Origin of the sequence: Bacteroides xylanisolvens (genome assembly GCF_018289135.1) — a bacterium.
Classification (GTDB): Bacteria; Bacteroidota; Bacteroidia; order Bacteroidales; family Bacteroidaceae; genus Bacteroides; species Bacteroides xylanisolvens.
This window is the reverse complement of the sequence record NZ_CP072216.1, coordinates 1637981-1663442: the sequence shown is the minus strand read 5'-3', so window position 1 is coordinate 1663442 and position 25462 is coordinate 1637981. Positions and strand designations below refer to the sequence as shown.

The following is a 25462-nucleotide window of genomic DNA, read 5'->3' as shown; positions in this document are numbered from 1 at the left end:
AACTTATAATACGAACTAATTTAAGCATTTACTTTATGATATTAAAAATGGGACAGAAAAGTTTCAAGCCTATTTGAAACACTTTGTTTCACTATGGGAAACAAACAGTTTCAAAGCTTGAAACATATTTTGAAACTATTTGGTTTGTATTTTAGCCTTATTCGGCACCCATTCTTTCCCGGATCTTTCCCCATGCATGCGTATCAAACAGGCAACTTTGGCGCATAGTCCCACACATTTCTCTGAATCTGGACATAGGTATCGTATAACTCAACTTATCCGCTTCAAAGTACGGACGCACCGACGGATCGAAGAAACCGATAAAGGTCCGCTTGCCTCCTTTGTGGTTTTCAAGAGTGGCTTGTGTCACTATGGAACTGCAACCGGAACCGAATAAGGAAACGACGCCATCTTCGGCATTATTATCATAGTAAGCCCATGTAGTCAGTCCGGAAAGCATATCAGGATTGGCGATAAACATGACGCCTTCCATTTGTTCCAGATTAGCTATTTTGTCTATACGGGCAAAATGAAGGTATTTCTTTTCTGCCATCGGCACTCCGAGTTGCCGGATAAATTCAATGACCATTTCCGGAGTCTGTTTATATCGTTCTTTTAGTGAGACAAAAGTCGGTACGCGTTCAGGCATTTCTGTAAAACCTGTGTAGAATTTGCCGCCACCGCAACCGATATTTTCTGCATTCAAGCTGATAGTACCACCTTCTCTGACAGTCTTCATACCTTTAAAGAAGCAACCGTTAATTTTCTCTGCTGTTCCTTCCAGTATATCCGAATACCAAAATACAAGAGGTAATTCGGCATTCTCTCCGAATGCCTCCTTGAAGTTCTGAATAAATGTTTGGATGTCCATAGCTTATCAATTTTAGTTATGTATGTAGGTCTTTGTACAAAGTTAAAATAAAAATAGACATTCATCCTCTTTTTAAACAATAATTACTTATATTTGTCCGGAACAGAATATAAAGAGAAGCGTTATGAAGTATTTACTAATATATATAGGGTTACTTTGTACATCCCTGCAATTGTGGGGACAAGAAACGGTTGCTACAAGAATCGTTCCTCCGACGGGATATGTCAGGGAGGCTTGTTCCGATCATTCGTTTACAGGTTACTTACGTAATTTGCCTTTGATGCCGAAAGGTAGTAAAGTGATGCTTTATAATGGAAAAGAAAAGGCAAATCAGTCTGCAGCCTACGCTGTAATTGATATGGAGATAGGCAACCGTGATTTGCAACAGTGTGCCGATGCGGTAATGCGTTTGCGGGCGGAATATCTGTGGAAACATAAACGATATGGAGAAATAAAATTCAACTTCACCAATGGTTTCCCTGCCGGGTACAAGAAATGGGCGGAAGGAAATCGGATAAAAGTCAGCGGCAATCAAGTGCAATGGTATGCTGCGGGTAAAGGAGTGGATTATTCCTATAAAACTTTCCGTAACTATCTCGATATGGTCTTTATGTATGCCGGAACGGCTTCTTTATCCCGCGAGCTTCAGACTGTGTCTTATACTTCCCTGCAACCCGGTGATGTGTTTATTAAAGGCGGCTCACCCGGACATGCGGTCATTGTTGTAGATGTTGCTGTTCATCCGACTACCAAAAAGAAAGTGTTCTTGTTGGCGCAGAGCTATATGCCTGCACAACAGATTCATATTCTTGTAAATCCTGTCAGTCGCAGCCTTTCCCCCTGGTATGAATTAGCGGAAACGGATGCGGGGAAACTATATACTCCGGAATGGATTTTTAGCCGGAAAGATTTAAAACGCTTTAAGGAGTAGAATCTTTTCGTTATCTTTGGCATTTAACAAACCGTTTTAATCATACAACAACGAAAAACAACCGATTATGAATCAAGATTTGTCAATGAATGCTAACCAGTTGGTAGCATTCCTTCAAAAGCCAACTTCAGAGTTTACCAAAGCCGACATTATCTCATTTATCCAGCAAAAAGATATCCGCATGGTCAATTTCATGTATCCGGCGGGAGACGGTCGTCTGAAAACCCTGAACTTTGTTATCAACAATCAAGCCTATCTGGAAGCTATTCTTACTTGTGGAGAACGGGTAGACGGTTCCAGTCTTTTTTCTTTCATAGAAGCGGGCAGTAGTGACCTTTATGTGATTCCCCGTTTCTGCACTGCATTCGTTGATCCGTTTGCCGAGATTCCGACGCTGTCTATGCTTTGCTCTTTCTTCAACAAAGACGGCGAACCTCTCGAAAGTGCACCAGAACACACCCTTTACAAAGCAAGCAAAACTTTTACAGAAGTTACCGGAATGGAATTTCAGGCAATGGGCGAATTGGAATATTATGTAATAGCCCCGGATACAGGTATGTTTCAGGCAACCGACCAACGTGGTTATCACGAATCGGGTCCATACGCTAAATTTAATGAGTTCCGTACTCAATGTATGTCTTATATCGCGCAAACAGGCGGGCAAATAAAGTATGGACACTCCGAAGTGGGTAATTTTACGCTGGATGGCTATATTTATGAGCAGAATGAGATTGAGTTCCTGCCGGTTCCTGTATCGCAGGCGGCAGATCAGTTGATGATTGCCAAATGGGTGATTCGTAATCTGGGATACAGATATGGATATAATGTGACCTTTGCTCCTAAAATTACAGCCGGTAAGGCAGGGTCGGGCTTGCACGTACACATGCGTATCATGAAAGACGGAAAGAACCAAATGTTGAAAGACGGCGTTTTGTCGGAAACAGCGCGTAAAGCAATTGCCGGAATGATGGTGCTTGCTCCTTCAATCACTGCCTTTGGAAATACCAATCCTACTTCTTATTTCCGTCTTGTTCCTCATCAGGAGGCACCTACCAATGTTTGCTGGGGAGATCGTAACCGTTCCGTATTAGTACGTGTGCCATTGGGATGGGCTGCAAAAACAGATATGTGTACATTAGCTAATCCGTTGGAAGCCGAAAGCCATTTTGACACCAGCCAGAAGCAGACTGTAGAAATGCGTTCTCCGGATGGTTCGGCAGATTTGTATCAACTGTTGGCCGGTTTGGCTGTTGCCTGCCGTCATGGCTTTGAAATTGAAAATGCATTGGATATCGCTCAAAAGACGTATGTAAATGTGAATATCCATCAGAAAGAGAATGAGGATAAACTAAATTCACTGGCACAACTGCCAGATAGCTGTGAGGCTTCTGCTGATTGCCTGCAGCAACAACGGGCAATCTTTGAACAATACAATGTCTTTAGTCCGGCAATGATTGATGGTATCATCCGCAGACTTCGCAGTTACGAAGATAAAACGTTGCGTGCGGATTTGGAAGGAAAGCCGATGGAGATGTTAGATCTCGTACATAAGTATTTCCATTGTGGATAATCTGCAAACGTAAATTGGTATATAATAAAGGCTATCTTCTGTTTCAAAGAAGGTAGCCTTTAATTTTCTGATGCAGAATTTAACTATAAGTATTTGTTTTTCAAAGAGCTTATAACAAAGAAACTATAGAAGGCTAATCAGATAATTGGTGGCAGATAGTTTGATATAATAGAGTTTAAACGTTAAGTATTGGCTTATTTTCATAAAAAAGATGTTTTGAGAAAAGAAAAAGGAGGGAGTATAGTGCATTATCTCCAAATAATGCTTTCCTTTGTACCAACAACAATAAAGAGGTTTATTACGATTTGATTTTTTTACGTGTATCTTCTCATTTATTTGAGCATATCCATTTCTAATTAAGATCTTCCTAAAACTTTCTTATTGAATTATTAATTTTTTATATTTGTATTTTATGAATTTGTACATTGGAAATCTTAGCTATAATGTTAAGGAATCGGATTTGAGAAATGTAATGGAAGAGTATGGAACAGTTGCTTCAGTAAAGTTAATCACAGATCGTGAAACTAGAAGATCAAAAGGCTTTGCGTTTATCGAAATGCCGGATGATACAGAAGCTAACAACGCTATCAAACAATTGAACGGTGCAGAATATGTAGGTCGTTCAATGGTAGTGAAAGAAGCATTGCCAAAGAACTAATACTGAATAAATAGACAGTAATAGAGAAGGGCGCACTAGGAAACTAGCGCGCCCTTCTTCTGTTAATCCTCATTATTATCTTCTTCATCATCCACCATATTATTGAGTTCCAATTCCAGGTCTACCAGCTCTTGTTCCTATAATTTCAGGATATTCTTCGGTGTATCTTTTGCGGCTTTCTTTATTCTCTTTTGGAGGTTACTTTTTCAATAGTTTGGGTATATCCGAAGGCTCTTGTGCCACTCGGATACCAGCTGCTTCCAAAGATTCAATTTTCTCTTTTGCCGAACCGGAACTTCCCGAAATAATAGCGCCTGCATGGCCCATTTGTTTTCCCGGAGGAGCTGATTGTCCGGCAATAAATGCTACCACAGGTTTAGTTACATTATTACGAATATATTCGGCCGCTTGTTCTTCCGCATTTCCTCCAATCTCTCCAATCAGGACGATTGCTTCTGTTTCCGGATCATTCTGAAACATTTCCAGCAGTTGGCGGAAGTGAAGCCCTACAACAGGATCGCCCCCGATGCCGATAGCGGTAGATTGTCCCATTCCATTAGCTGTTAAGTGATACACAATCTCGTAAGTAAGTGTTCCGCTACGGCTGATGACACCTACATTTCCTTCTAAAAAGACTTGTCCCGGTAAGATGCCAACCATGCTTTTTCCCGGAGAGATAAGTCCCGGACAGTTAGGCCCGATCAACATGGCACCTTTTTGTTCGGCAAACTGATGTGCCTTAATCACGTCCAGTGTGGGGATTCCTTCTGCAATGCAGACTATGATCCGGATGCCTGCGTCCGCTGCCTCCATGATAGCATCTGCCGCAAAACGTGCCGGAACGAAAATGATGGAGGTATTAGCTTTTGTCTGCTCGACAGCGTCATACATGGTGTTGAATACGGGGATTCCGTCCACATCTATTCCTCCTTTGCCCGGAGAAGTACCTCCGACCACATTGGTTCCATATTCTTTCATCTTCTTGGCATGGAAAAGCCCGTCTCTGCCAGTGATTCCCTGCACAATCAAACGGGTGGATTTATCTATTAGTATGCTCATAATTGCTTTATTTTTTAGTGATTTGGTACGTATTATGCTTTCAGAGCCATAAGAGCAGCCTCTTTCATCGTTGTGGCTATTTGGAAACGGCTGTAATTCCGTAACAGTTCCCGTCCGATATGTTCATTGGTGCCTGTAAGCCGGACGATGACGGGGACATTGCTGTTTATCTGCTCGAATGCCTGAAGAAGTCCCATTGCTACATCATCGCAACGAGTGATCCCACCGAAAATATTAATCAGGACCACTTTTACTTTCTCATCCTGCAATAAGAGTTTCATAGCTTCAATAACCTTGACAGGATTGGAGCTGCCCCCGATGTCGAGAAAATTAGCAGGCTGACCGCCGTAAAGTTTAGTCATGTCCATAGTAGCCATGGCAAGTCCGGCGCCATTTACCATACAACCGATATTGCCGTCCATGTGAACATAACTGAATCCTTTATCTTTGGCATCTGCTTCCACTTTTTCTTCTTCCGTCGGATCAAACAAAGCATGAATCTCCGGATGCCGATAGAGCGCATTGTCATCAAAAACGATCTTTGCGTCAATGGCCATTAACGTACCTTTCTTTGTAAGTGCCAGCGGATTTACTTCCACTAACGACGCGTCATTCTCCACAAAGATTTTATAAAGTTCCTGAAGGATGGCAGCCATTTTACCTGCCTGTTCCATTTGGGGGAAGAGAGTGAAAGCAAAACGCCTTGCCAGATAGTCGGGGAGGCCAATGAATGGATTGATTGAATATCGGATGATTTTCTCCGGTGTCTGACGGGCTACCTCTTCAATATCCATACCACCGGATGCACTCATCATCAGAACGACAGAACGTGTATTCCGGTCGATGGTATAACTGACGTAATATTCTGCAGCAATATCAACCGCTTCGCTGACCAGAACTTGATTGACAGGAAGACCTTTAATGCTCATTCCGAGAATGTTCATGGCTTCCTGATAAGCATCTTCCGTATTGTTTACCAGTTTTACTCCTCCGGCTTTTCCTCGGCCTCCGGTTAATACTTGTGCTTTTATAACCACTCTGTCTGTTCCCATCCTCCGGTATGCAGCCAGGACGCCTGCGGCAGTACGGCATAAAGTGTGCCTCTCGACAGGTATTCCGTACTTGGAGAAAATCTCTTTCGCTTGATATTCATGTATTTTCATGGCTCATAAATTTGAGTAAATGATTCCTATAATAAAAACAAAAGAAAGATTCGGAAAGTTTGCCGGAAAAGAAAAGTATCAGGGTGTTTTACAACATGTTCGTTTGTATTCCATTTATGGTTTTCATATAAAAAAAAGCGTGTTGGAACTATTACCAACACGCTCTATATCATTTAAAGATGAAGTCTGTCTTACGGATATTTATGCAATACCGTGAGCATTGACAGTACCGTCAATCTTTTTAATCAATCCTTGAAGTACGGCACCCGGGCCACATTCTGTAAAATCAGTAGCACCGTCAGCAACCATATTCTTTACTGATTGTGTCCAACGTACGGAAGCAGTCAATTGGGCAACCAGATTCTTTTTGATTTCTGCAGGGTCAGTGTGAGGAAGCGCATCCACATTCTGATATACCGGACATTTAGGAGTATGTATTTCGGTAGCTTTAATAGCAGCTTCCAGTTCTATTTTAGCAGGATCCATTAATGGAGAATGGAAAGCACCACCCACTTTCAGCGGAAGAGCACGTTTGGCTCCGGCAGCTTTCATCAGTTCGCACGCCTTTTCGATACCCGGTACAGAGCCGGAGATAACGATTTGTCCCGGGCAGTTGTAGTTGGCCGGTACGCAAACTTCACCTTCTGCATTTACTGCTGCACAGATTTCTTCTACTTTTTCATCCGGCAATGCGATAATAGCAGCCATGGTGGAAGGAGTAGCTTCGCAAGCTTTCTGCATAGCCATTGCACGTGCATACACAAGTTTCAATCCATCTTCAAAACTCAATGCACCGGCAGCAACCAATGCAGAGAACTCACCAAGTGAGTGGCCGGCAGTCATTTCCGGTTTGAAGTCGTCGCCCATGCAAAGAGCAGAAATAACAGAGTGAAGGAAAACGGCAGGTTGAGTAACCTTTGTCTGACGAAGATCTTCGTCTGTGCCGTCGAACATGATATCTGTAATGCGATATCCGAGGATATCATTTGCTTTTTCAAACAATTCTTTTGCTAAAGCTGAGTTTTCATACAGGTCTTTACCCATTCCTACAAATTGAGCGCCTTGACCGGGAAATACAAATGCTTTCATATTTTTATTATTTAATTGATTTTTAATTGCGGGTGCAAAGTTACGTATTTTTATGATACAACCGCACAAAAAGTACACATTTGTGCAACGGTGTCCGGAAAATGCCATAAAGGGCCGTTACCATGGCCGATATTCAATTCTTTTCCTGCGATAATGGCTTGAGTGATATATGTTTTCGCATGCTGGATGGATTCTCGCATGGGGTAGCCTTTGGCAAGATAGGTGGCAATAGCGGAAGAGAGGGTGCATCCCGTTCCATGCAGATTATGGCTTTCTATTTTTTTCTCCTCATATATATGGTAGATAAATTCGGACGTATGCAAAAGGTCGCACATATTGTCTCCTTCCAGATGTCCGCCTTTTAGTAAGATATTAGTCTGATAATCATCCGTCAGCATTTTGGCAGCGGTCTGCATATCCTGAATGTTGTGAATACTTTTACCTGTAAGTACTTTTGCTTCGTCAATATTAGGGGTGATTAATGTGACAAGCGGTAAAAGTTCTTTTTTGATTTCTTCTATCGCTTCATCTGTCATAAGTTTCTTTCCGCTGGTAGACACCATTACCGGATCGTAAACGACGTATGCAGGCGAATATTTTTGTAGACAGTCGGAAATTACACGAACGATCTGAATGTCATTTATCATTCCTATTTTGATGGCAACCGGTTGCAGGTCGTCCATCACGGCTTCTATTTGCCCACGAACCATATCCGGAGAAATGGACTGTACGGCACGTACCCCCAGTGTGTTTTGTACGGTGATGGCAGTAATAGCCGATGCTGCATAGCCTCCTAAAGCCGAGATTGTTTTTATGTCTGCCTGAATACCTGCGCCTCCCGAACAATCGGAGCCGGCAATGGATAAAATGACTGGATGACGTTCCATTTTAGATTTTTTAATATTTACCCGACAAAGATAGAATAAAAAACGATAAGGTACAAAATGACATATCGTTTAAAATACAATAAGTACCTTTCCGGGCATCTGTTGGAAAAGATATGAAAAGTACTGATAATAAAGCGTCCATCTAGTTTTTGTACTTTATACAATTACTCACCCGTGGAAATACTAAAATACATATTGTAATTCGTAAGATAACACTAACTATTCATATTGTAGAATGTATGATATGTATTTATATGAAAAACAATGTTTTATAGCATAGTTCTTATTTTTGTTTTGATGGTTTTTAGCCTCTATATTTGCATCGTCTTAAAGAAATAGATATGCAAAATTTACAGAAAAATACACCTTTAGCAAACAATCATATATCAGTGGACTGTGTAGTGATTGGTTTTGACGGAGAACAACTGAAAGTGTTGCTTGTAAAACGTGCAGGTGAGGATAATGGAGAAGTATATCATGATATGAAACTTCCCGGAAGTCTTATCTATATGGATGAAGCCCTGGATGAAGCTGCACAACGAGTTTTGTATGAACTGACAGGACTTAAAAATGTGAATCTGATGCAGTTTAAAGCATTTGGTTCTAAAAACAGAACGAGTAATCCGAAAGATGTACGTTGGTTGGAAAGAGCTATGCAGTCAAAAGTGGAGCGTATTGTTACCATTGCATATTTGTCGATGGTGAAGATAGACCGTACATTGGATAAGAATCTGGACGATCACCAGGCTTGCTGGGTCGCTTTGAAAGACGTGAAAACACTGGCTTTCGACCATAATCTGATTATAAAGGAGGCAATGACTTATATTCGTCAGTTCGTAGAATTTAATCCTTCCATGTTGTTCGAACTGCTTCCGCGTAAATTTACAGCCGCACAATTAAGGACTCTTTTTGAATTAGTATACGACAAAGCCGTGGATGTGCGTAACTTCCATAAGAAAATAGCAATGATGGAATATGTAGTTCCTTTGGAAGAAAAACAACAAGGAGTGGCTCACCGTGCTGCCCGTTATTATAAATTTGATAAGAAGATATATAATAAGGTAAGAAGGTAGACCCTGTTCAAGTATTAAGTATCAAGTATTAAGTATTAGGCGTTGGATGTTAAAGCATTAATTGTCGGACATTGAGCGTAAATCGTAAATAGTAAATCGTTTAATCGTAAATAAAATTATGTTTCTATTAGGTTATGACATAGGTAGCTCGTCTGTAAAAGCGAGTTTGGTAAATGCGGAGACTGGTAAATGTGTATCCTCGGCATTTTTTCCGAAAACAGAAGCGAATATTATTGCAGTGAATCCCGGATGGGCGGAACAAGATCCTGAAAGTTGGTGGGAAAACTTAAAGTTGTCCACGCAGGCTATTATGACCGAATCCGGAGTTAGTGCCGCTGAAATTAAAGCCATCGGCATCTCTTATCAGATGCACGGATTGGTTTGTGTTGATAAGAATCAGCATGTATTGCGTCCTGCTATCATCTGGTGTGACTCCCGTGCGGTGCCATACGGTCAGAAAGCGTTTGAGACAATCGGGGAGGAGAGATGTCTTTCTCATTTGTTGAACTCACCGGGAAATTTTACCGCTTCCAAGTTGGCGTGGATTAAAGAAAACGAACCTGCCATCTATGAGCAGATTGATAAGATAATGCTGCCGGGCGATTATATTGCCATGAAGTTGAGTGGAGAAATCTGCACAACTGTTTCCGGACTTTCGGAAGGTATGTTCTGGGATTTCAAGAACAACCGGGTGGCTGATTTCTTAATGGATTATTACGGATTTGATTCTTCTTTGATTGCAGATATTAAACCGACCTTTGCAGAGCAGGGACGTGTAAATGCAATAGCTGCCAAAGAGCTTGGACTGAAAGAAGGGACACCGATTACTTATCGTGCAGGCGACCAGCCTAACAATGCCCTTTCTTTGAATGTGTTTAATCCGGGAGAGATTGCTTCTACGGCAGGAACATCGGGAGTGGTTTATGGCGTGAACGGTGAAGTGAACTATGATCCGCAGTCACGCGTCAATACCTTTGCGCATGTCAATCATACCATAGATCAGACACGTTTGGGAGTATTGCTTTGCATCAACGGAACAGGTATTCTCAACTCATGGGTGAAACGCAACATTGCTCCCGAAGGAATATCTTATAATGAAATGAATGTATTGGCTTCCAAAGCTCCTATCGGCAGTGCGGGAATCAGTATTCTGCCCTTTGGTAACGGTGCCGAACGTATGCTGAACAATAAAGAAATCGGTTGCAGTATCCGTGGACTGGATTTTAATACGCATGGCAAACATCATATTATTCGTGCCGCTCAAGAAGGTATTGTATTCTCTTTTAAATATGGCATTGATATCATGGAGCAAATGGGAATTCCTGTGAAGATGATCCATGCCGGACACGCTAATATGTTCTTGAGTTCTATCTTCCGCGATACTTTGGCGGGAGTCACAGGAGCTACTATCGAGCTTTACGATACGGATGGTTCCGTAGGCGCTGCGAAAGGTGCGGGCATCGGTGCAGGTATCTACAAGGATAACAATGAGGCATTTGCTACGCTTGACAAACTGGATGTGATTGAGCCTAATGTGGCAAAACGACAGGAATATGCTGACGCGTACGCAAAATGGAAATACCGTCTTGAAAAGTCGATGACCGGTAACATACCGGCTCCGGTTCTGTCTTCAGATAAATAATTAACAATTTAAATAATAACCATTTTAAAAATAAAAGAATTATGGCAACAAAAGAATTTTTCCCGGGAATTGAAAAGATTAAGTTCGAAGGTAAAGATAGTAAGAATCCGATGGCATTCCGTTACTACGATGCTGAAAAGGTTATCAACGGTAAGAAGATGAAAGATTGGTTGAGATTCGCTATGGCATGGTGGCATACTTTGTGTGCTGAAGGTGGCGACCAATTCGGTGGCGGAACAAAACAATTCCCTTGGAATAGTAATGCTGACGCTATACAAGCTGCAAAAGATAAAATGGATGCAGGTTTCGAATTCATGCAGAAAATGGGTATCGAATACTACTGTTTCCACGATGTAGACTTGGTTTCTGAAGGTGCAAGCATCGAAGAATACGAAGCTAACTTGAAAGCAATCGTAGCATACGCAAAACAGAAACAAGCTGAAACAGGCATCAAACTGTTGTGGGGTACTGCCAACGTATTTGGCCATGCACGTTATATGAACGGTGCTGCTACTAACCCTGATTTTGACGTAGTAGCTCGTGCTGCTGTTCAGATCAAGAATGCAATCGATGCAACGATCGAACTGGGTGGTCAGAACTATGTATTCTGGGGTGGCCGTGAAGGCTATATGTCTCTTCTGAATACAGATCAGAAACGTGAAAAAGAACACTTGGCAAAAATGCTGACCATCGCTCGTGATTATGCTCGTGCCCGTGGTTTCAAAGGTACTTTCCTGATTGAACCGAAACCGATGGAACCGACAAAACATCAGTATGATGTAGATACAGAAACAGTAATCGGATTCCTGAAAGCTCATGGCTTGGATAAAGATTTCAAAGTGAACATTGAAGTAAACCACGCAACTTTGGCTGGTCACACTTTCGAACACGAATTGGCAGTAGCAGTAGACAACGGCATGTTGGGTTCTATTGACGCTAACCGTGGTGATTATCAGAATGGTTGGGATACAGACCAATTCCCGATTGATAACTACGAACTGACACAAGCTATGATGCAAATTATCCGCAACGGCGGCTTGGGTAACGGTGGAACAAACTTCGACGCTAAAACTCGTCGTAACTCTACTGACCTGGAAGATATCTTCATCGCTCACATCGCAGGTATGGACGCTATGGCTCGTGCATTGGAAAGCGCAGCTGCTCTGCTGAACGAATCTCCATATAAGAAAATGTTGGCTGACCGTTACGCTTCATTTGATGGCGGTAAAGGTAAGGAGTTTGAAGATGGCAAGTTGACTTTGGAAGATGTAGTTGCTTATGCTAAAGCAAACGGTGAACCGAAGCAGACTAGCGGTAAACAAGAGCTTTATGAAGCAATTCTGAATATGTATTGCTAATTAATCCCACCACAGATTACACGGATTGTTACAGATTAATTTTCTTCTCTCTTATTTTGAATTTTATCTGTGTCAATCTGTGAAATCTGTGGTGATATAAATCCAACTACTACAACACTACTTTATCTACTTATAACCATGATTAATACAACGAACGAGGGTAGTAAACTCTACCTATATTCGATAACCTCTGTCGCCATTTTGGGAGGACTGCTTTTCGGATACGATACAGCGGTTATTTCCGGTGCGGAGAAAGGCTTGGAGGCTTTTTTCCTTTCGGCCTCTGATTTTCAATACAATAAAGTAATGCATGGAATCACATCTTCCAGTGCATTAATTGGCTGTGTACTGGGTGGTGCGATCTCCGGTATATTTGCTTCCCGTTTGGGACGTCGTAATTCTCTAAGGCTTGCTGCCGTACTCTTTTTCCTTTCAGCATTAGGTTCCTATTATCCGGAAGTCTTGTTCTTCGAATATGGAAAGCCGAACATGGATTTGCTGATTGCTTTTAATTTGTATCGTGTTTTGGGCGGTATCGGTGTTGGACTGGCTTCTGCAGTCTGTCCGATGTATATTGCTGAAATTGCTCCTTCTAATATTCGTGGAACGCTTGTATCGTGTAACCAGTTTGCTATCATCTTCGGTATGTTGGTAGTATACTTCGTGAATTTCCTGATTATGGGCGACCATCAAAATCCTATTATTTTGAAAGATGCAGCCGGTGTACTGTCTGTTAGTGCTGAATCTGATATGTGGACCGTTTATGAAGGATGGCGTTACATGTTCGGTTCGGAAGCTTTCCCTGCCGCTTTCTTCGGTTTGTTATTGTTCTTTGTTCCCAAGACTCCTCGTTATCTTGTATTGATACAGCAGGATGAAAAGGCTTATTCGATTCTTGAAAAGATCAATGGTAAGACAAAAGCACAGGAAATTCTTAATGATATTAAAGCTACTGCTCATGAAAAGACAGAGAAAATCTTTACTTATGGAGTGGCAGTAATTGTGATCGGTATTTTGCTTTCTGTATTCCAACAGGCTATCGGTATTAATGCGGTACTTTATTATGCTCCTCGTATTTTCGAAAATGCAGGTGCAGAAGGAGGTGGCATGATGCAGACAGTTATTATGGGTATTGTAAACATTGTCTTTACATTGGTTGCAATCTTCACTGTAGACCGCTTCGGACGTAAACCACTATTGATAATCGGTTCTATTGGTATGGCTGTAGGTGCATTTGCGGTAGCAATGTGTGATAGCATGGCAATAAAGGGTGTTCTCCCGGTACTTTCAGTGATTGTGTATGCAGCATTCTTTATGATGTCTTGGGGACCGATTTGCTGGGTGTTGATCTCGGAAATATTCCCGAACACCATCCGTGGTAAAGCGGTGGCAATCGCCGTAGCATTCCAATGGATATTCAATTACATTGTATCTTCTACTTTCCCGGCACTGTACGACTTCAGCCCGATGTTTGCATATAGTTTATATGGCATAATCTGTGTGGCTGCTGCTATCTTCGTTTGGCGTTGGGTGCCTGAAACGAAAGGTAAGACACTGGAAGATATGAGCAAGCTTTGGAAGAAAAATAAATAAATTAGGTTAGTGTAATTTCATCATGTCATTATGACTTCGGTTTCTTGGCATGGTTCTACTAAGATTATGACATCGTACCAAATGGTATGGTGTCATAATTGTTTTATATACTATTGATAGATAATCACATGTAAAATCATTTAAATGAAGGTATACGAATCGTTTTGCATTTTTGAGTAAATAGATTGTTTGGCTATGCACTTATCTTTGCATTGTGATATTTGTGAGATCGTTTTAAGCTATGGATATTGCCAAATGGCATTTTTCTAGTTATAACATATTATTATTGGTTTTTCGTTAGGTAAGATTATGGTTACAGAACAGTATAAAGATGCCATTTATTTCTCAAGTCTTTTTGCTTGGCATTATCCCAATGTTTATAAAGAAATATCAGACATTCTTGTTTACCACCATATAGAGCATGGTACATTACTACACACTAAAGATTATTGGTGTCGAGATTATATGCCAATACAGTGGGGATTTAAGTCTTATATTCAATTTCGCTATGAACCTGATTATTTGAAGGATAAGCCACAGTACAAAACTAATATTATTCCTGTACTTAAAGCTATGAGTAGAGATATGGATATTACACAGTCTCCACTTATTGTTGATGGGGGAAATGTAGTCGTGTGTGAAGCGAATTCAAAGTGGATAGGATCATGTATGAGAGGTCGGAAACCAATTGTCATCATGACAGAAAAGGTATTTCAGGAAAATTCACAGATTGACCAGAGCGAAGTACTGGCAATACTAAAGGAAAACTTTTATGGAGCAGATATTGTATTTCTACCATGGGACAAATATGATATCTGTGGTCATACAGATGGAATTATTCATAATATTGGTGATGGTAAGATATTGGTCAACTTGAAAGTTTATCCTCCAGAGATAGAACGAGAAATGAGACGTAGATTGAGTGACGATTTTGCCGTTATAGATTTAAAACTTAGCAAGTATGATGAAAATAGTTGGGCATATATAAATATGCTTCAGACACGTGATGTAATCATAATTCCCGGACTTGGATTACCTACAGATGGAGAGGCTTTAAGCCAGATAAAAGAATTGCATCCTTCCTATGATGGACGAATTTACCAGATTAATATAGCTCCGATTATAAAGAAATGGGGAGGTGCATTGAATTGTTTGTCTTGGACTGTGACTAAATAATAAGTAGAAAAAATAAAATAAGTAAGAAATATGGAACTAATTATTGGATTTACAATATTATTTTTGATTGGTGTAAAACTGAATCGATGGATAAATGGTAGCCTTGTCAGATTGTTGTCAACAGGATAAGAATAGCATCACTACGGGATAATTCATTAAATTCAAAATTTATAAAATAAAAATTGTATGATATCAGCGTTATTGACTTTCAAACCTATACTTTATATTGATATGGATAATGTATTAGTTGACTTCCAATCAGGTATTAACAAATTGAGTGAATACGAAAAGAAAGAATATGAGGGACGATATGATGAAGTTCCTAACATTTTTGCGAAAATGTATCCATATAAAGGAGCAATTGATGCTTTCCATCGTTTAGTACGTTTTTATGATGTGTACATTCTTTCCACGGCACCTTGGAATAATCCTTCTGCTTGGTCGGATAAACTTGTATGGGTGAAAAAATGGTTAGGTACATATAGCTATAAACGATTAATTCTTAGCCATCATAAAAATTTAAACAAAGGAGACTTCTTGATAGATGATCGCCTCAAAAATGGTGCGGAAAATTTTAGTGGTGAATTGATATTATTTGGTTCGGAGCAGTATCCGAATTGGGACTCTGTTGTTGACTATTTGATATCATCTAAGTGAGAAATAAAAAAAAGTTGATATATTCAGACAACTCTTTACTAAAAAGATTATCTTTACCCAAAGAAATTTAATATTATAATAATCATGGATACTTTGAAAAAAGAAATTGCAATTTTAATACAATGTAGTGACTTTAAGGAAATAGAGAAACAGCTTCAAACAATTAATAAATTGATAGTTACAAATTATATGTTTGAGTTGAGTAATGGGTTGCGGATTTACCCAATTGAAGTAGAAGCTTATTTTAAGCACCCAAAGTTTAATGATGGGTTTGTGCATGGAAATGAACTGCAAAAGAATAATTATGGAAAATTTTATGTTCATCGTACAGGCATGACGAAGAATTCAAAAATTAAAGGTGGCACCAGAGGAGGTATTGATCTTTGCTTATCTGATAGTACTGATATATATTATGGTATCTTGATAAGAAGTGCGCAGTTTGATGATGGCACAATAAAATTCGGACCAAATAATGTTTTAAAATTCATTGTTGAGGATAAGAATTTAGATTATAATACTTTGGAGGAAGAATTTGTTTTAAAAGAAGCTGTTGAAGATTGTCGTGATAGAGAAAATAAATCAATTATTTTACATTCTACACGTGTTGGTTTAGGCAGAAATCAAAGTGATGATTTTAGAGACTCGCAATTGCGAACAATAGCAGGGCCGCTGCTTTCATCTTATGCATATAAAGAAAAGGAAAATGTTTTTAAGCACTATATTATTAATGAAAATATATCAAAAGAGGAAGCCGAAAAGATTTCTATTGATATCCTCGGGTATTGTCCTAAGTCTTTGATAAAGAGTGTATATCAGGCATGATAGTTACTAATTTTGTATAAGAGTGATATTTCACCCTTATACAAAATTATTTAATGATTGGAATCCAAACTTCAGTAAGAAGCTCTTTCACATCTGTGTCAGCGGGAGAGTTCAAGTAATGTTCCAAGATTGGAGTTTCTCCTAAGCAATATGATTGCGGTAATTGTTTCAATATTATCTCATAGAAGGCATCTAACAATGCATAATCTCCTTGATGAATATAAACTGCGTATGTACCTTGAGGTAAATCCATATGTTTTATTGGATTAGTAAGAGGAGGATTGGATCCTACTCTTTTTTGAATGGCTATACAAGCGTAAAAACGGCATTTTTCTAATGAGGTAATGTCTGTATCATCATAAGCTATCCCCCAATAATCTTCCTTATCTGGTAATAAAGAGTTTTCTTTAGCATATTTATATAGGCAATCCCAAGTGTATGTCTCAAAAGCAACTGTGCTACAAGTGTCATAATTGCCAATATAAGATAAAAATAAGACAGGTATTGTTTCTGATTCCACTATGCGGTAAGGAGAAATACATGAAGGATAAGTATGACTTGTTTCCAATAATTTCTTTTGTAGTTCTCGAGGAGTGAGATTGTATTTTTTTTGAAGTGTATTATTTAAAGCTGACTGGTTAGCAAATCCAATATATTCATATATTTCAGCTATACTTTTTTTATTATCTTTGAGTAATTGCTGGGCGTATTCCATACGTGTGCGAATGATATATTGATGTATTGTTTCGCTAGTGTAAGCTTTAAACATCAGCTGAAGATTGCGAGCAGACATGCATGCTATTTTAGCTAATTCTGGTATAGACATCAAACGATTGAACTCATCAGCAGTTTTACCTGTCCAATTCTTTTGTATCATGGAATTTAGATAATGAAGAATAGTCTCGATTTGTCCTTGATAGGAGAATTTGTTGGAATTCATATCTTTTCTTTATCTTTTGGGGTACTCTTTTATCATGATTGATATTCGCAAAGATAGTATTTATATGCTCATCCTATATGAAAATGATTCAAAAGTTGATTCTGTCTTGAGCATATTGACTTCGAAATATCAATGTAATAAAAGACATGATTATTACAATGATTTCTCATATCCGTTTCTGGCTTAAAAAATATTTCTTTGGAAAATCTAATTGTTTTATCTTTGAAATTTTCCAGATTAGAGAGAAGTGGATAGAAGAAGTAGAATCAAATAAAAGCAGCTATTTTCCGCAGCTAAAGCAATGCTTTAGCCTACTTAAAGCGCCGCTTTCCTTCTCTTAAAACGCTGCTTTTTTTCTTTCTGCTTAAGCTGTATTCTCTATATATAAGAAACATTTATTTAATCTACTCCTTCATTTTTCTTCTGAATTACCAGTAAATAAGAATTTTGTGGGTGAAGGAGTGCTTCTTCACCTTTGGAATTTGCAGAAAAAGAATACATAAAATAGATAATACAATAAAATATATATTTGTGTAAAAGATATTATCGTTCGATTATTCCTTTTGACTATTAAATGAATTGATGTTAGAAAATATCTATTTGATTTTTTTTGTTTTTCAATTTATTAGAATAACTTTGATGAATATACTTATAGCTAACATTGTCCGCCATTCTTTATTCTCACAAATTAGTTGATTATTTTTTATATTGTTACTATTATGATTAGAATTATAGCTAGTATAAGGTTATATAAGGATGGTCGTAGAACCCCATTTTATAGTGGGTATCGACCTTTATTTGATTTTATTGAGGAGACGAAAACTTCTGGTCAAATAACTTTGCTTGATAGGGAGGCTTTTTATCCCGGAGATGAGGGGGTAGTTGAAATAGCTTTTCTTATTAGAAGAGCTTTAGGAGATAATTTTTCTGAAGGCACTAAGTTTACCTTTGGAGAAGGACGAAAGCACGTAGGAGAAGGTGAAGTAAAAGAAATATTAGAGTTAGAGTAATGTCAAAGTATATAAGTTTGAATTGAATAACTCAATTTACATAAAATACTATTATTAATTTTTCTTGGTTTCAAAACACAATTAAAGGATTAACTATACCTTTGCACTATCTTTTATAAAACACGTATTGTTATGGAACAACATCCGATAAAAATTAATAAAGTGCAGATACGCAATCTGCAAATAGAAGATTATGTACAACTATCCCAATCGTTTACCCGTGTTTATTCTGACGGTAGCGATGTGTTTTGGACTCGTGAGCAGATTCAGAAGTTGATTAAAATCTTTCCGGAGGGTCAGATCGTCACAGTCGTTGACGATAAAATAGTTGGTTGTGCTCTTTCCATTATTGTTGATTATGATAAAGTAAAGAACGACCATACGTATGCACAGGTTACGGGTAAGGAAACATTCAATACACATAGCTCTAAAGGAAATATCCTGTATGGCATTGAAGTATTCATCCACCCGGGCTATCGTGGTTTGCGTCTCGCACGTCGTATGTATGAATATCGTAAGGAGCTTTGCGAAACATTGAATCTGAAAGCAATCATGTTTGGCGGACGTATCCCGAATTATCATAAATATGCTGACAAAATGCGTCCGAAAGAATATATCGAACGGGTACGTCAACGCGAGATTTATGATCCGGTACTTACTTTCCAGTTGTCGAATGACTTTCACGTTCGTAAGGTAATGACTAATTATCTGCCAAATGATGAAGAATCAAAACATTATGCTTGTTTGTTGCAGTGGGATAATATTTATTATCAGCCACCTACACAAGAATATATCAGTCCCAAAACTACGGTTCGTGTAGGACTGGTGCAATGGCAGATGCGTAGTTATAAAACGTTGGATGACCTGTTCGAACAAGTAGAATTCTTTGTGGATGCAGTCTCTGATTATAAAAGTGATTTTGTTCTTTTCCCGGAATATTTCAATGCTCCTTTGATGTCGAAGTATAACGATAAAGGAGAATCGCAGGCTATTCGCGGATTGGCAAAGTATACGGATGAAATTCGGGAACGGTTTATGAATCTGGCTATTAGCTATAATATCAACATTATAACCGGAAGTATGCCATACGTAAAAGAGGACGGATTGCTTTATAATGTAGGTTTCCTTTGCCGACGGGATGGAACCTACGAAATGTATGAGAAATTACACGTCACTCCCGATGAAATAAAAAGTTGGGGACTTAATGGTGGTAAACTTCTGAATACTTTTGACACGGACTGTGCAAAGATTGGAGTTTTGATCTGTTATGATGTCGAGTTCCCCGAACTTTCCCGCCTGATGGCAGATCAGGGAATGCAGATATTATTTGTTCCTTTCCTGACAGATACCCAGAATGCCTATTCCCGTGTTCGTGTTTGTGCGCAGGCACGTGCCATCGAGAATGAATGTTTTGTAGTCATTGCCGGAAGTGTAGGAAATCTTCCCCGTGTGCACAATATGGATATTCAATATGCCCAATCGGGGGTATTTACCCCATGCGACTTTGCTTTTCCAACGGACGGAAAGAGGGCGGAGGCAACTCCTAACACCGAAATGATTTTGGTATCGGATGTTGATCTGGATTTGCTGAACGAACTGCATACTTATGGTAGTGTACGCAACTTGAAAGACCGCAGGAATGACCTGTATGAGGTGAGATACAAGAAATAAAAAGAGTGACGCTATGCTGTCCGGATAGCGTCACTATCCGGGGCATATAGTGACGCCCTTTTTATAGAATACTTTTTTATTTGGAAGACGTGCCACTCTCCAATATACTAACGATAGAAAACAGCGTAAAGCAAATAGCTCCGAGACCTACCAAAACACGTGCCGGAATGAAATAATCAGCATGTATAGTAGCAAGCTCGAATACAAAAGCCGCCAGGAACAGACAAGCCAATGCCGTAAATACCGGAATCATAGGAATACGGTTGGCTAATTTGAACTCTTGCCTCCATATCTTAGCCAGCAGGATTACTTTGCTGGAAATACTGTAACATACTAACCCCAACCCGAGCATAATATATCCGGTGGTACCGTTTGCACTTCCGGAATCCGCCAAAATCACGAATAATCCCCATACAAAAGAGATAGATCCCATTAATAAAACCAGTTTCGGCCATTTATTCCGTTCTTTTTCTGAATAATCATTACGTATCTGGCGTGCTATGGTAGCTACCAGTGCAATCAAACTGGTACAAATACATGCCAGACCGACCATTACATGCCCCGCCACAAAATAAGCAGGATGAGAATGACTGTTGCCTAATAATACAAATGCCCATATCCATGCGATCAGCGAAACGATGATGGCAACAATGACCAATGCCCGTCTCTGATTAAGGGAAAAAGCTCCTTCCGGAACTTCATTACTTGTCGCTTTTGAATTCCTCGGAATTAAAGAGAATCGGGTAGAAGAGGTGGCGGCGGTAGCTACACAAGTGGTAATAAATCCAACGCCGGTGATAACGTGTCCTGCAACAAATGCAGAGGTGGAAGTGGCATTACTGAAAATGCAGATGCCTCCAATAATAGTAATGATGGCTGCCAGATAGCCTATAACCGGCAAAATGTATTTGGCCGATTTATTATAAGTATGTATGATTTGCCGGATGATAGTGGCAGCCGTGCAAAACAGTGCAATGTATATCATACCGAGTGAAAACACAACAGGACCGGCCACAACACGACTCCCGTCATCTCCATAACCATAAATGAACGCTCCGTATCCGAAGCAAAAAATAGCCATCGCCAAAGGGATTGCTCTGAATAAAATGCTAATACCGTAATTCATAAGTTAAAGTGCTTTTAGGTTTCCCACTAAAACAAGGAGATACCTGTTTTGTTTAGGCTGTAGGCAGTTTATAATCGTTAACTTCACACGAATCCGATTAAAAGTCTTAGCTTTTTGCTCAACTAAACAAATGTTTTTGTAAATTTGCACCCTTAAAAATGGGGATACCCCTCAAATTGTAAATTGTAAATAGTAAAATCGTAGACAGCTATGGGTAAGAGATTTACTGAATATTCGCAGTTTGACCTTTCGCAGGTGAACAAAGATGTGCTGAAGAAATGGGACGAGAACCAGGTTTTCGCCAAGAGTATGACAGAACGTGATGGCTGTCCTTCGTTCGTGTTTTTCGAAGGACCTCCCTCGGCTAATGGTATGCCGGGTATTCACCATGTAATGGCTCGTACCATTAAGGACATTTTCTGTCGCTACAAAACGATGAAGGGTTATCAGGTGAAGCGTAAAGCCGGATGGGATACGCACGGACTGCCTGTGGAACTAAGTGTAGAAAAGGCATTAGGTATCACAAAAGAAGATATTGGTAAGAAAATCTCTGTTGCCGACTACAATGCGGCTTGTCGGAAAGACGTGATGAAATATACCAAGGAGTGGGAAGACCTGACTCATCGGATGGGATATTGGGTGGATATGAAGCACCCTTATATCACGTATGACAATCGCTATATTGAGACATTATGGTGGCTATTGAAGCAACTGCATAAAAAAGGATTGTTGTATAAAGGATATACGATCCAACCGTATTCACCGGCTGCAGGAACAGGATTGAGTTCACATGAGTTGAATCAACCGGGCTGTTATCGGGATGTAAAAGATACAACGGCCGTTGCCCAATTTAAAATGAAGAATCCTAAACCGGAAATGACGGAATGGGGAACTCCTTATTTTATCGCCTGGACAACTACTCCATGGACATTGCCTTCAAATACGGCTCTTTGTGTGGGACCGAAGATTGACTATGTGGCTGTACAGTCTTACAACGCTTATACCGGAGAACCTATCACGGTTGTTCTGGCAAAAGCTTTATTGAATGTACATTTCAATGCAAAAGCTGCTGATCTGAAATTGGAGGACTACAAAGCCGGAGATAAACTTGTACCGTTTAAAGTGATTGCCGAATACAAAGGCACGGATCTTGTCGGTATGGAATATGAGCAGTTGATCCCTTGGGTGAAACCGGTTGAGGTATCCGAAGATGGCAACTGGAAGCCTAGTGATAAGGCTTTCCGTGTGATACCGGGTGATTATGTTACTACAGAAGATGGTACAGGTATCGTTCACATTGCACCTACATTTGGTGCAGACGATGCGAATGTGGCACGTGCTGCAGGAATCCCGTCACTTTTCATGATTAATAAGAAAGGCGAAACTCGTCCGATGGTGGATTTAACTGGTAAATTCTATCTGTTGAATGAGCTGGATGAGAATTTCGTAAAAGAATGTGTTGATGTAGATAAATACAAAGAATATCAGGGTGCATGGGTGAAAAATGCTTATGATCCTCAATTTATGGTGGATGGCAAATACGATGAGAAAGCCGCGCAAGCTGCCGAATCTTTGGATATTGTCATTGCCATGATGATGAAAGCAGACAACAAGGCTTTCAAGATAGAAAAGCATGTCCACAACTATCCGCACTGCTGGCGTACAGACAAACCGGTACTTTATTATCCGTTGGATAGCTGGTTTATCCGTTCTACCGCTTGCAAGGAGCGAATGATGGAATTGAATAAAACCATCAACTGGAAACCGGAATCTACCGGAACCGGCCGTTTTGGCAAGTGGCTGGAAAATCTGAATGACTGGAATCTTAGCCGTTCTCGTTATTGGGGTACTCCATTACCTATCTGGCGTACAGAAGATAATACGGATGAGATATGCATCGAATCTGTAGAAGAACTTTATAATGAAATCGAGAAATCGGTAGCTGCCGGATTTATGAAATCCAATCCATACAAGGATAAAGGTTTTGTGCCGGGTCAATATTCGGAAGAAAATTATGATAAGATTGATCTTCACCGTCCTTATGTAGACGACGTCATATTGGTATCGAAAGACGGCAAACCGATGAAGCGTGAATCAGACTTGATTGATGTATGGTTCGATTCGGGTGCTATGCCATACGCACAGATCCATTATCCGTTCGAAAATAAAGAACTGTTGGATAACCGTCAGGTATATCCGGCTGACTTTATCGCGGAAGGAGTAGACCAGACTCGTGGTTGGTTCTTTACCTTGCATGCTATCGCTACCATGGTATTTGACAGCGTGTCCTACAAAGCTGTTATCTCTAACGGTTTGGTACTCGATAAGAACGGTAACAAGATGTCCAAGCGTTTGAATAACGCTGTCGATCCGTTTACTACGATTGAAAAGTATGGTTCCGACCCGTTGCGTTGGTACATGATTACCAATTCTTCTCCGTGGGATAACCTGAAATTTGACGTTGAAGGAGTGGAAGAGGTTCGCCGTAAATTCTTCGGTACCTTATATAATACGTATTCATTCTTTGCGCTTTATGCGAATGTAGACGGATTTGAGTATAAAGAAGCGGATGTACCGATGGCAGAACGTCCGGAGATCGACCGCTGGATCTTATCTGTATTGAATACATTAATAAAGGAGGTAGATACATGCTATAATGAATATGAACCGACAAAGGCAGGACGTTTGATTTCTGATTTTGTGAATGATAATTTGTCCAACTGGTATGTTCGCCTGAATCGTAAACGTTTCTGGGGTGGTGAATTTACACAGGATAAATTGTCTGCTTATCAGACATTGTACACTTGTCTCGAAACAGTTGCCAAACTGATGGCTCCTGTATCTCCGTTCTATGCAGACCGGTTGTATACTGACTTGATTACAGCAACAGGACGCGACAATGTAGTTTCTGTCCATCTTGCCGAATTCCCGAAATATCAGGAAGAAATGATAGACAAGGAACTGGAAGCCCGCATGCAAATGGCACAGGATGTTACATCTATGGTGTTGGCATTGCGCCGCAAGGTGAATATCAAGGTACGCCAACCGCTACAGTGTATCATGGTTCCGGTGGTAGATGAAGAGCAGAAAGCTCATATCGAAGCTGTGAAGAACCTGATTATGAATGAAGTGAATGTAAAAGAAGTCAGATTCGTTGATGGTGCAGCCGGTGTATTGGTGAAAAAAGTGAAATGTGACTTTAAGAAACTGGGACCGAAATTTGGCAAGCAAATGAAAGCAGTAGCTGCTGCTGTTGCAGAAATGTCACAGGAAGCCATCGGTGAATTGGAGAAAAACGGAAAGTATACATTAAACCTGGATGGTGCGGAAGCTGTTATTGAAGCATCAGATGTCGAGATCTTTAGTGAAGATATTCCGGGATGGTTGGTTGCCAATGAAGGCAAACTGACAGTAGCGCTTGAAGTGACCATTACCGAAGAACTGCGTCGCGAGGGTATTGCCCGTGAACTGGTGAACCGTATTCAGAATATACGTAAGTCAAGCGGCTTCGAGATTACAGACAAAATAAAAATAACAATCTCGAAAAATACGCAAACAGATGATGCGGTAAATGAATATAATACTTATATTTGTAACCAGGTTTTAGGCACATCTCTTGAACTTGTAGATGAAGTGAAAGACGGAACAATGCTGGAGTTTGACGACTTCTCATTGTTTGTGAACGTGATAAAAGACTAATACTATATTGATTAACCTTTTAAAATTGTAAAGTTATGGCAGAAAAGACTAGATATTCGGATGCGGAACTCGAGGAATTCCGTGCCATTATTATGGAGAAACTGGAATTGGCACAACGTGACTATGAACAGTTGAAGAAAAGTTTGATGGGACTGGACGGTAATGATACCGACGATACATCTCCTACGTATAAAGTATTGGAAGAAGGAGCTAATACGCTCTCCAAGGAAGAAACGACCCGACTGGCACAACGTCAGCTGAAGTTTATCCAAGGATTACAAGCTGCTTTGGTACGTATTGAGAATAAAACGTACGGCATTTGCCGTGAAACCGGAAAGTTGATTCCGGCAGAGCGTCTGCGTGCTGTTCCTCATGCTACATTAAGCATTGAAGCAAAGAACAGTGGTAAAAAATAACAGATAGCAAGTAGGCTACAGGTAACGAGCTACAAGTAGCTGCGCAAAGTT

General features: G+C 39.9%; 22 protein-coding genes. 15 read left to right on the top strand and 7 right to left on the bottom strand.

Annotated features, from left to right (window positions below; all coding sequences use genetic code 11):
- Positions 1 to 157: 157 nt before the first annotated feature.
- Complete coding sequence (locus tag INE92_RS06990) at positions 158 to 871, bottom strand: DUF169 domain-containing protein (RefSeq protein ID WP_195436671.1); 714 nt, start codon at positions 869 to 871, stop codon at positions 158 to 160.
- Positions 872 to 995: 124 nt separating this feature from the next.
- Here INE92_RS06990 and INE92_RS06985 point away from each other — a divergent pair, with 124 nt between their 5' ends.
- The 3 genes from INE92_RS06985 (at position 996) to INE92_RS06975 (ending at position 4030) form a co-directional block, all read left to right on the top strand.
- The gene (locus tag INE92_RS06985) at positions 996 to 1802 is read left to right on the top strand and encodes a DUF4846 domain-containing protein (protein WP_008640135.1); all 807 of its coding nucleotides are present in this window, start codon (positions 996 to 998) and stop codon (positions 1800 to 1802) included.
- Between the two features lie 67 nt (positions 1803 to 1869).
- Positions 1870 to 3372, top strand: a complete 1503-nt coding sequence (locus INE92_RS06980; protein ID WP_008022468.1) for a glutamine synthetase family protein — start codon at positions 1870 to 1872, stop codon at positions 3370 to 3372.
- A gap of 412 nt (positions 3373 to 3784) precedes the next feature.
- Positions 3785 to 4030 (top strand): RNA recognition motif domain-containing protein, encoded by a 246-nt coding sequence (locus INE92_RS06975; RefSeq protein WP_008640136.1) that lies wholly within the window; start codon positions 3785 to 3787, stop codon positions 4028 to 4030.
- Between the two features lie 198 nt (positions 4031 to 4228).
- Here INE92_RS06975 and sucD read toward each other — a convergent pair whose 3' ends face one another.
- The 4 genes from sucD to thiD form a co-directional block, all read right to left on the bottom strand.
- Entirely contained in the window at positions 4229 to 5089 is an 861-nt protein-coding gene (gene sucD / locus INE92_RS06970; RefSeq protein ID WP_008640137.1) for a succinate--CoA ligase subunit alpha, read from the bottom strand.
- Between the two features lie 32 nt (positions 5090 to 5121).
- On the bottom strand, positions 5122 to 6252 hold the full coding sequence (gene sucC, locus INE92_RS06965; RefSeq protein ID WP_004316406.1) for an ADP-forming succinate--CoA ligase subunit beta: 1131 nt from the start codon (positions 6250 to 6252) through the stop codon (positions 5122 to 5124).
- Between the two features lie 201 nt (positions 6253 to 6453).
- Entirely contained in the window at positions 6454 to 7341 is an 888-nt protein-coding gene (fabD, locus tag INE92_RS06960) for an ACP S-malonyltransferase (protein WP_004316407.1), read from the bottom strand.
- 50 nt (positions 7342 to 7391) lie between these two features.
- Positions 7392 to 8228, bottom strand: a complete 837-nt coding sequence (gene thiD / locus INE92_RS06955; RefSeq protein ID WP_004316408.1) for a bifunctional hydroxymethylpyrimidine kinase/phosphomethylpyrimidine kinase — start codon at positions 8226 to 8228, stop codon at positions 7392 to 7394.
- 341 nt (positions 8229 to 8569) lie between these two features.
- Between thiD and INE92_RS06950 the strand changes: the two genes are divergently transcribed.
- The 7 genes from INE92_RS06950 to INE92_RS06920 all read left to right on the top strand — a co-directional run bounded on the left by INE92_RS06950 (position 8570) and on the right by INE92_RS06920 (position 16549).
- Positions 8570 to 9301 carry an NUDIX hydrolase gene (locus INE92_RS06950; RefSeq protein ID WP_004295874.1) on the top strand — a complete coding sequence of 244 codons (732 nt, stop codon included), beginning with the start codon at positions 8570 to 8572 and terminating at the stop codon, positions 9299 to 9301.
- A 118-nt stretch (positions 9302 to 9419) separates the two neighbouring features.
- Positions 9420 to 10943, top strand: a complete 1524-nt coding sequence (locus INE92_RS06945; protein ID WP_008640143.1) for a xylulokinase — start codon at positions 9420 to 9422, stop codon at positions 10941 to 10943.
- Between the two features lie 41 nt (positions 10944 to 10984).
- A complete protein-coding gene (gene xylA, locus INE92_RS06940) occupies positions 10985 to 12301 on the top strand; it encodes a xylose isomerase (protein ID WP_004295876.1) in 1317 nt (438 codons plus the stop codon).
- Between the two features lie 138 nt (positions 12302 to 12439).
- Positions 12440 to 13894 (top strand): D-xylose transporter XylE, encoded by a 1455-nt coding sequence (gene xylE / locus INE92_RS06935; protein ID WP_004316410.1) that lies wholly within the window; start codon positions 12440 to 12442, stop codon positions 13892 to 13894.
- Between the two features lie 309 nt (positions 13895 to 14203).
- Complete coding sequence (locus tag INE92_RS06930) at positions 14204 to 15070, top strand: agmatine deiminase family protein (RefSeq protein ID WP_004316411.1); 867 nt, start codon at positions 14204 to 14206, stop codon at positions 15068 to 15070.
- Between the two features lie 186 nt (positions 15071 to 15256).
- Positions 15257 to 15727, top strand: a complete 471-nt coding sequence (locus INE92_RS06925) for a 5' nucleotidase, NT5C type (RefSeq protein ID WP_195436672.1) — start codon at positions 15257 to 15259, stop codon at positions 15725 to 15727.
- 84 nt (positions 15728 to 15811) lie between these two features.
- Positions 15812 to 16549 (top strand): hypothetical protein, encoded by a 738-nt coding sequence (locus INE92_RS06920; RefSeq protein ID WP_004316413.1) that lies wholly within the window; start codon positions 15812 to 15814, stop codon positions 16547 to 16549.
- Between the two features lie 46 nt (positions 16550 to 16595).
- Here the strand turns inward: INE92_RS06920 and INE92_RS06915 are convergent, their stop codons facing one another.
- The gene (locus INE92_RS06915; protein ID WP_229077605.1) at positions 16596 to 17426 is read right to left on the bottom strand and encodes an AraC family transcriptional regulator; all 831 of its coding nucleotides are present in this window, start codon (positions 17424 to 17426) and stop codon (positions 16596 to 16598) included.
- 209 nt (positions 17427 to 17635) lie between these two features.
- Here INE92_RS06915 and INE92_RS06910 point away from each other — a divergent pair, with 209 nt between their 5' ends.
- The 3 genes from INE92_RS06910 (at position 17636) to INE92_RS06900 (ending at position 20170) form a co-directional block, all read left to right on the top strand.
- On the top strand, positions 17636 to 17830 hold the full coding sequence (locus INE92_RS06910) for a hypothetical protein (RefSeq protein ID WP_008018215.1): 195 nt from the start codon (positions 17636 to 17638) through the stop codon (positions 17828 to 17830).
- Positions 17831 to 18208: 378 nt separating this feature from the next.
- Complete coding sequence (locus tag INE92_RS06905) at positions 18209 to 18499, top strand: hypothetical protein (protein WP_008640146.1); 291 nt, start codon at positions 18209 to 18211, stop codon at positions 18497 to 18499.
- 132 nt (positions 18500 to 18631) lie between these two features.
- On the top strand, positions 18632 to 20170 hold the full coding sequence (locus tag INE92_RS06900) for a carbon-nitrogen hydrolase family protein (RefSeq protein WP_004316417.1): 1539 nt from the start codon (positions 18632 to 18634) through the stop codon (positions 20168 to 20170).
- Positions 20171 to 20246: 76 nt separating this feature from the next.
- Here INE92_RS06900 and INE92_RS06895 read toward each other — a convergent pair whose 3' ends face one another.
- A complete protein-coding gene (locus INE92_RS06895) occupies positions 20247 to 21296 on the bottom strand; it encodes a DUF2776 domain-containing protein (protein ID WP_212701999.1) in 1050 nt (349 codons plus the stop codon).
- 210 nt (positions 21297 to 21506) lie between these two features.
- Between INE92_RS06895 and ileS the strand changes: the two genes are divergently transcribed.
- Both ileS and INE92_RS06885 read left to right on the top strand, forming a co-directional pair.
- Positions 21507 to 24995, top strand: coding sequence for an isoleucine--tRNA ligase (ileS, locus tag INE92_RS06890; protein ID WP_004311814.1), 3489 nt, complete (start codon positions 21507 to 21509; stop codon positions 24993 to 24995).
- Between the two features lie 35 nt (positions 24996 to 25030).
- Complete coding sequence (locus tag INE92_RS06885; protein WP_004295883.1) at positions 25031 to 25411, top strand: TraR/DksA family transcriptional regulator; 381 nt, start codon at positions 25031 to 25033, stop codon at positions 25409 to 25411.
- Positions 25412 to 25462 lie beyond the last annotated feature (51 nt).

Bases quoted from the DNA above. Each gene is read 5' to 3' on its own strand.
- INE92_RS06990 (WP_195436671.1), bottom strand. From the start codon at position 871: ATGGACATCCAAACATTTATTCAGAACTTCAAGGAGGCATTCGGAGAG.
- INE92_RS06985 (WP_008640135.1), top strand. From the start codon at position 996: ATGAAGTATTTACTAATATATATAGGGTTACTTTGTACATCCCTGCAA.
- INE92_RS06980 (WP_008022468.1), top strand. From the start codon at position 1,870: ATGAATCAAGATTTGTCAATGAATGCTAACCAGTTGGTAGCATTCCTT.
- INE92_RS06975 (WP_008640136.1), top strand. From the start codon at position 3,785: ATGAATTTGTACATTGGAAATCTTAGCTATAATGTTAAGGAATCGGAT.
- sucD (WP_008640137.1), bottom strand. From the start codon at position 5,089: ATGAGCATACTAATAGATAAATCCACCCGTTTGATTGTGCAGGGAATC.
- sucC (WP_004316406.1), bottom strand. From the start codon at position 6,252: ATGAAAATACATGAATATCAAGCGAAAGAGATTTTCTCCAAGTACGGA.
- fabD (WP_004316407.1), bottom strand. From the start codon at position 7,341: ATGAAAGCATTTGTATTTCCCGGTCAAGGCGCTCAATTTGTAGGAATG.
- thiD (WP_004316408.1), bottom strand. From the start codon at position 8,228: ATGGAACGTCATCCAGTCATTTTATCCATTGCCGGCTCCGATTGTTCG.
- INE92_RS06950 (WP_004295874.1), top strand. From the start codon at position 8,570: ATGCAAAATTTACAGAAAAATACACCTTTAGCAAACAATCATATATCA.
- INE92_RS06945 (WP_008640143.1), top strand. From the start codon at position 9,420: ATGTTTCTATTAGGTTATGACATAGGTAGCTCGTCTGTAAAAGCGAGT.
- xylA (WP_004295876.1), top strand. From the start codon at position 10,985: ATGGCAACAAAAGAATTTTTCCCGGGAATTGAAAAGATTAAGTTCGAA.
- xylE (WP_004316410.1), top strand. From the start codon at position 12,440: ATGATTAATACAACGAACGAGGGTAGTAAACTCTACCTATATTCGATA.
- INE92_RS06930 (WP_004316411.1), top strand. From the start codon at position 14,204: ATGGTTACAGAACAGTATAAAGATGCCATTTATTTCTCAAGTCTTTTT.
- INE92_RS06925 (WP_195436672.1), top strand. From the start codon at position 15,257: ATGATATCAGCGTTATTGACTTTCAAACCTATACTTTATATTGATATG.
- INE92_RS06920 (WP_004316413.1), top strand. From the start codon at position 15,812: ATGGATACTTTGAAAAAAGAAATTGCAATTTTAATACAATGTAGTGAC.
- INE92_RS06915 (WP_229077605.1), bottom strand. From the start codon at position 17,426: ATGATACAAAAGAATTGGACAGGTAAAACTGCTGATGAGTTCAATCGT.
- INE92_RS06910 (WP_008018215.1), top strand. From the start codon at position 17,636: ATGATTATTACAATGATTTCTCATATCCGTTTCTGGCTTAAAAAATAT.
- INE92_RS06905 (WP_008640146.1), top strand. From the start codon at position 18,209: ATGATTAGAATTATAGCTAGTATAAGGTTATATAAGGATGGTCGTAGA.
- INE92_RS06900 (WP_004316417.1), top strand. From the start codon at position 18,632: ATGGAACAACATCCGATAAAAATTAATAAAGTGCAGATACGCAATCTG.
- INE92_RS06895 (WP_212701999.1), bottom strand. From the start codon at position 21,296: ATGAATTACGGTATTAGCATTTTATTCAGAGCAATCCCTTTGGCGATG.
- ileS (WP_004311814.1), top strand. From the start codon at position 21,507: ATGGGTAAGAGATTTACTGAATATTCGCAGTTTGACCTTTCGCAGGTG.
- INE92_RS06885 (WP_004295883.1), top strand. From the start codon at position 25,031: ATGGCAGAAAAGACTAGATATTCGGATGCGGAACTCGAGGAATTCCGT.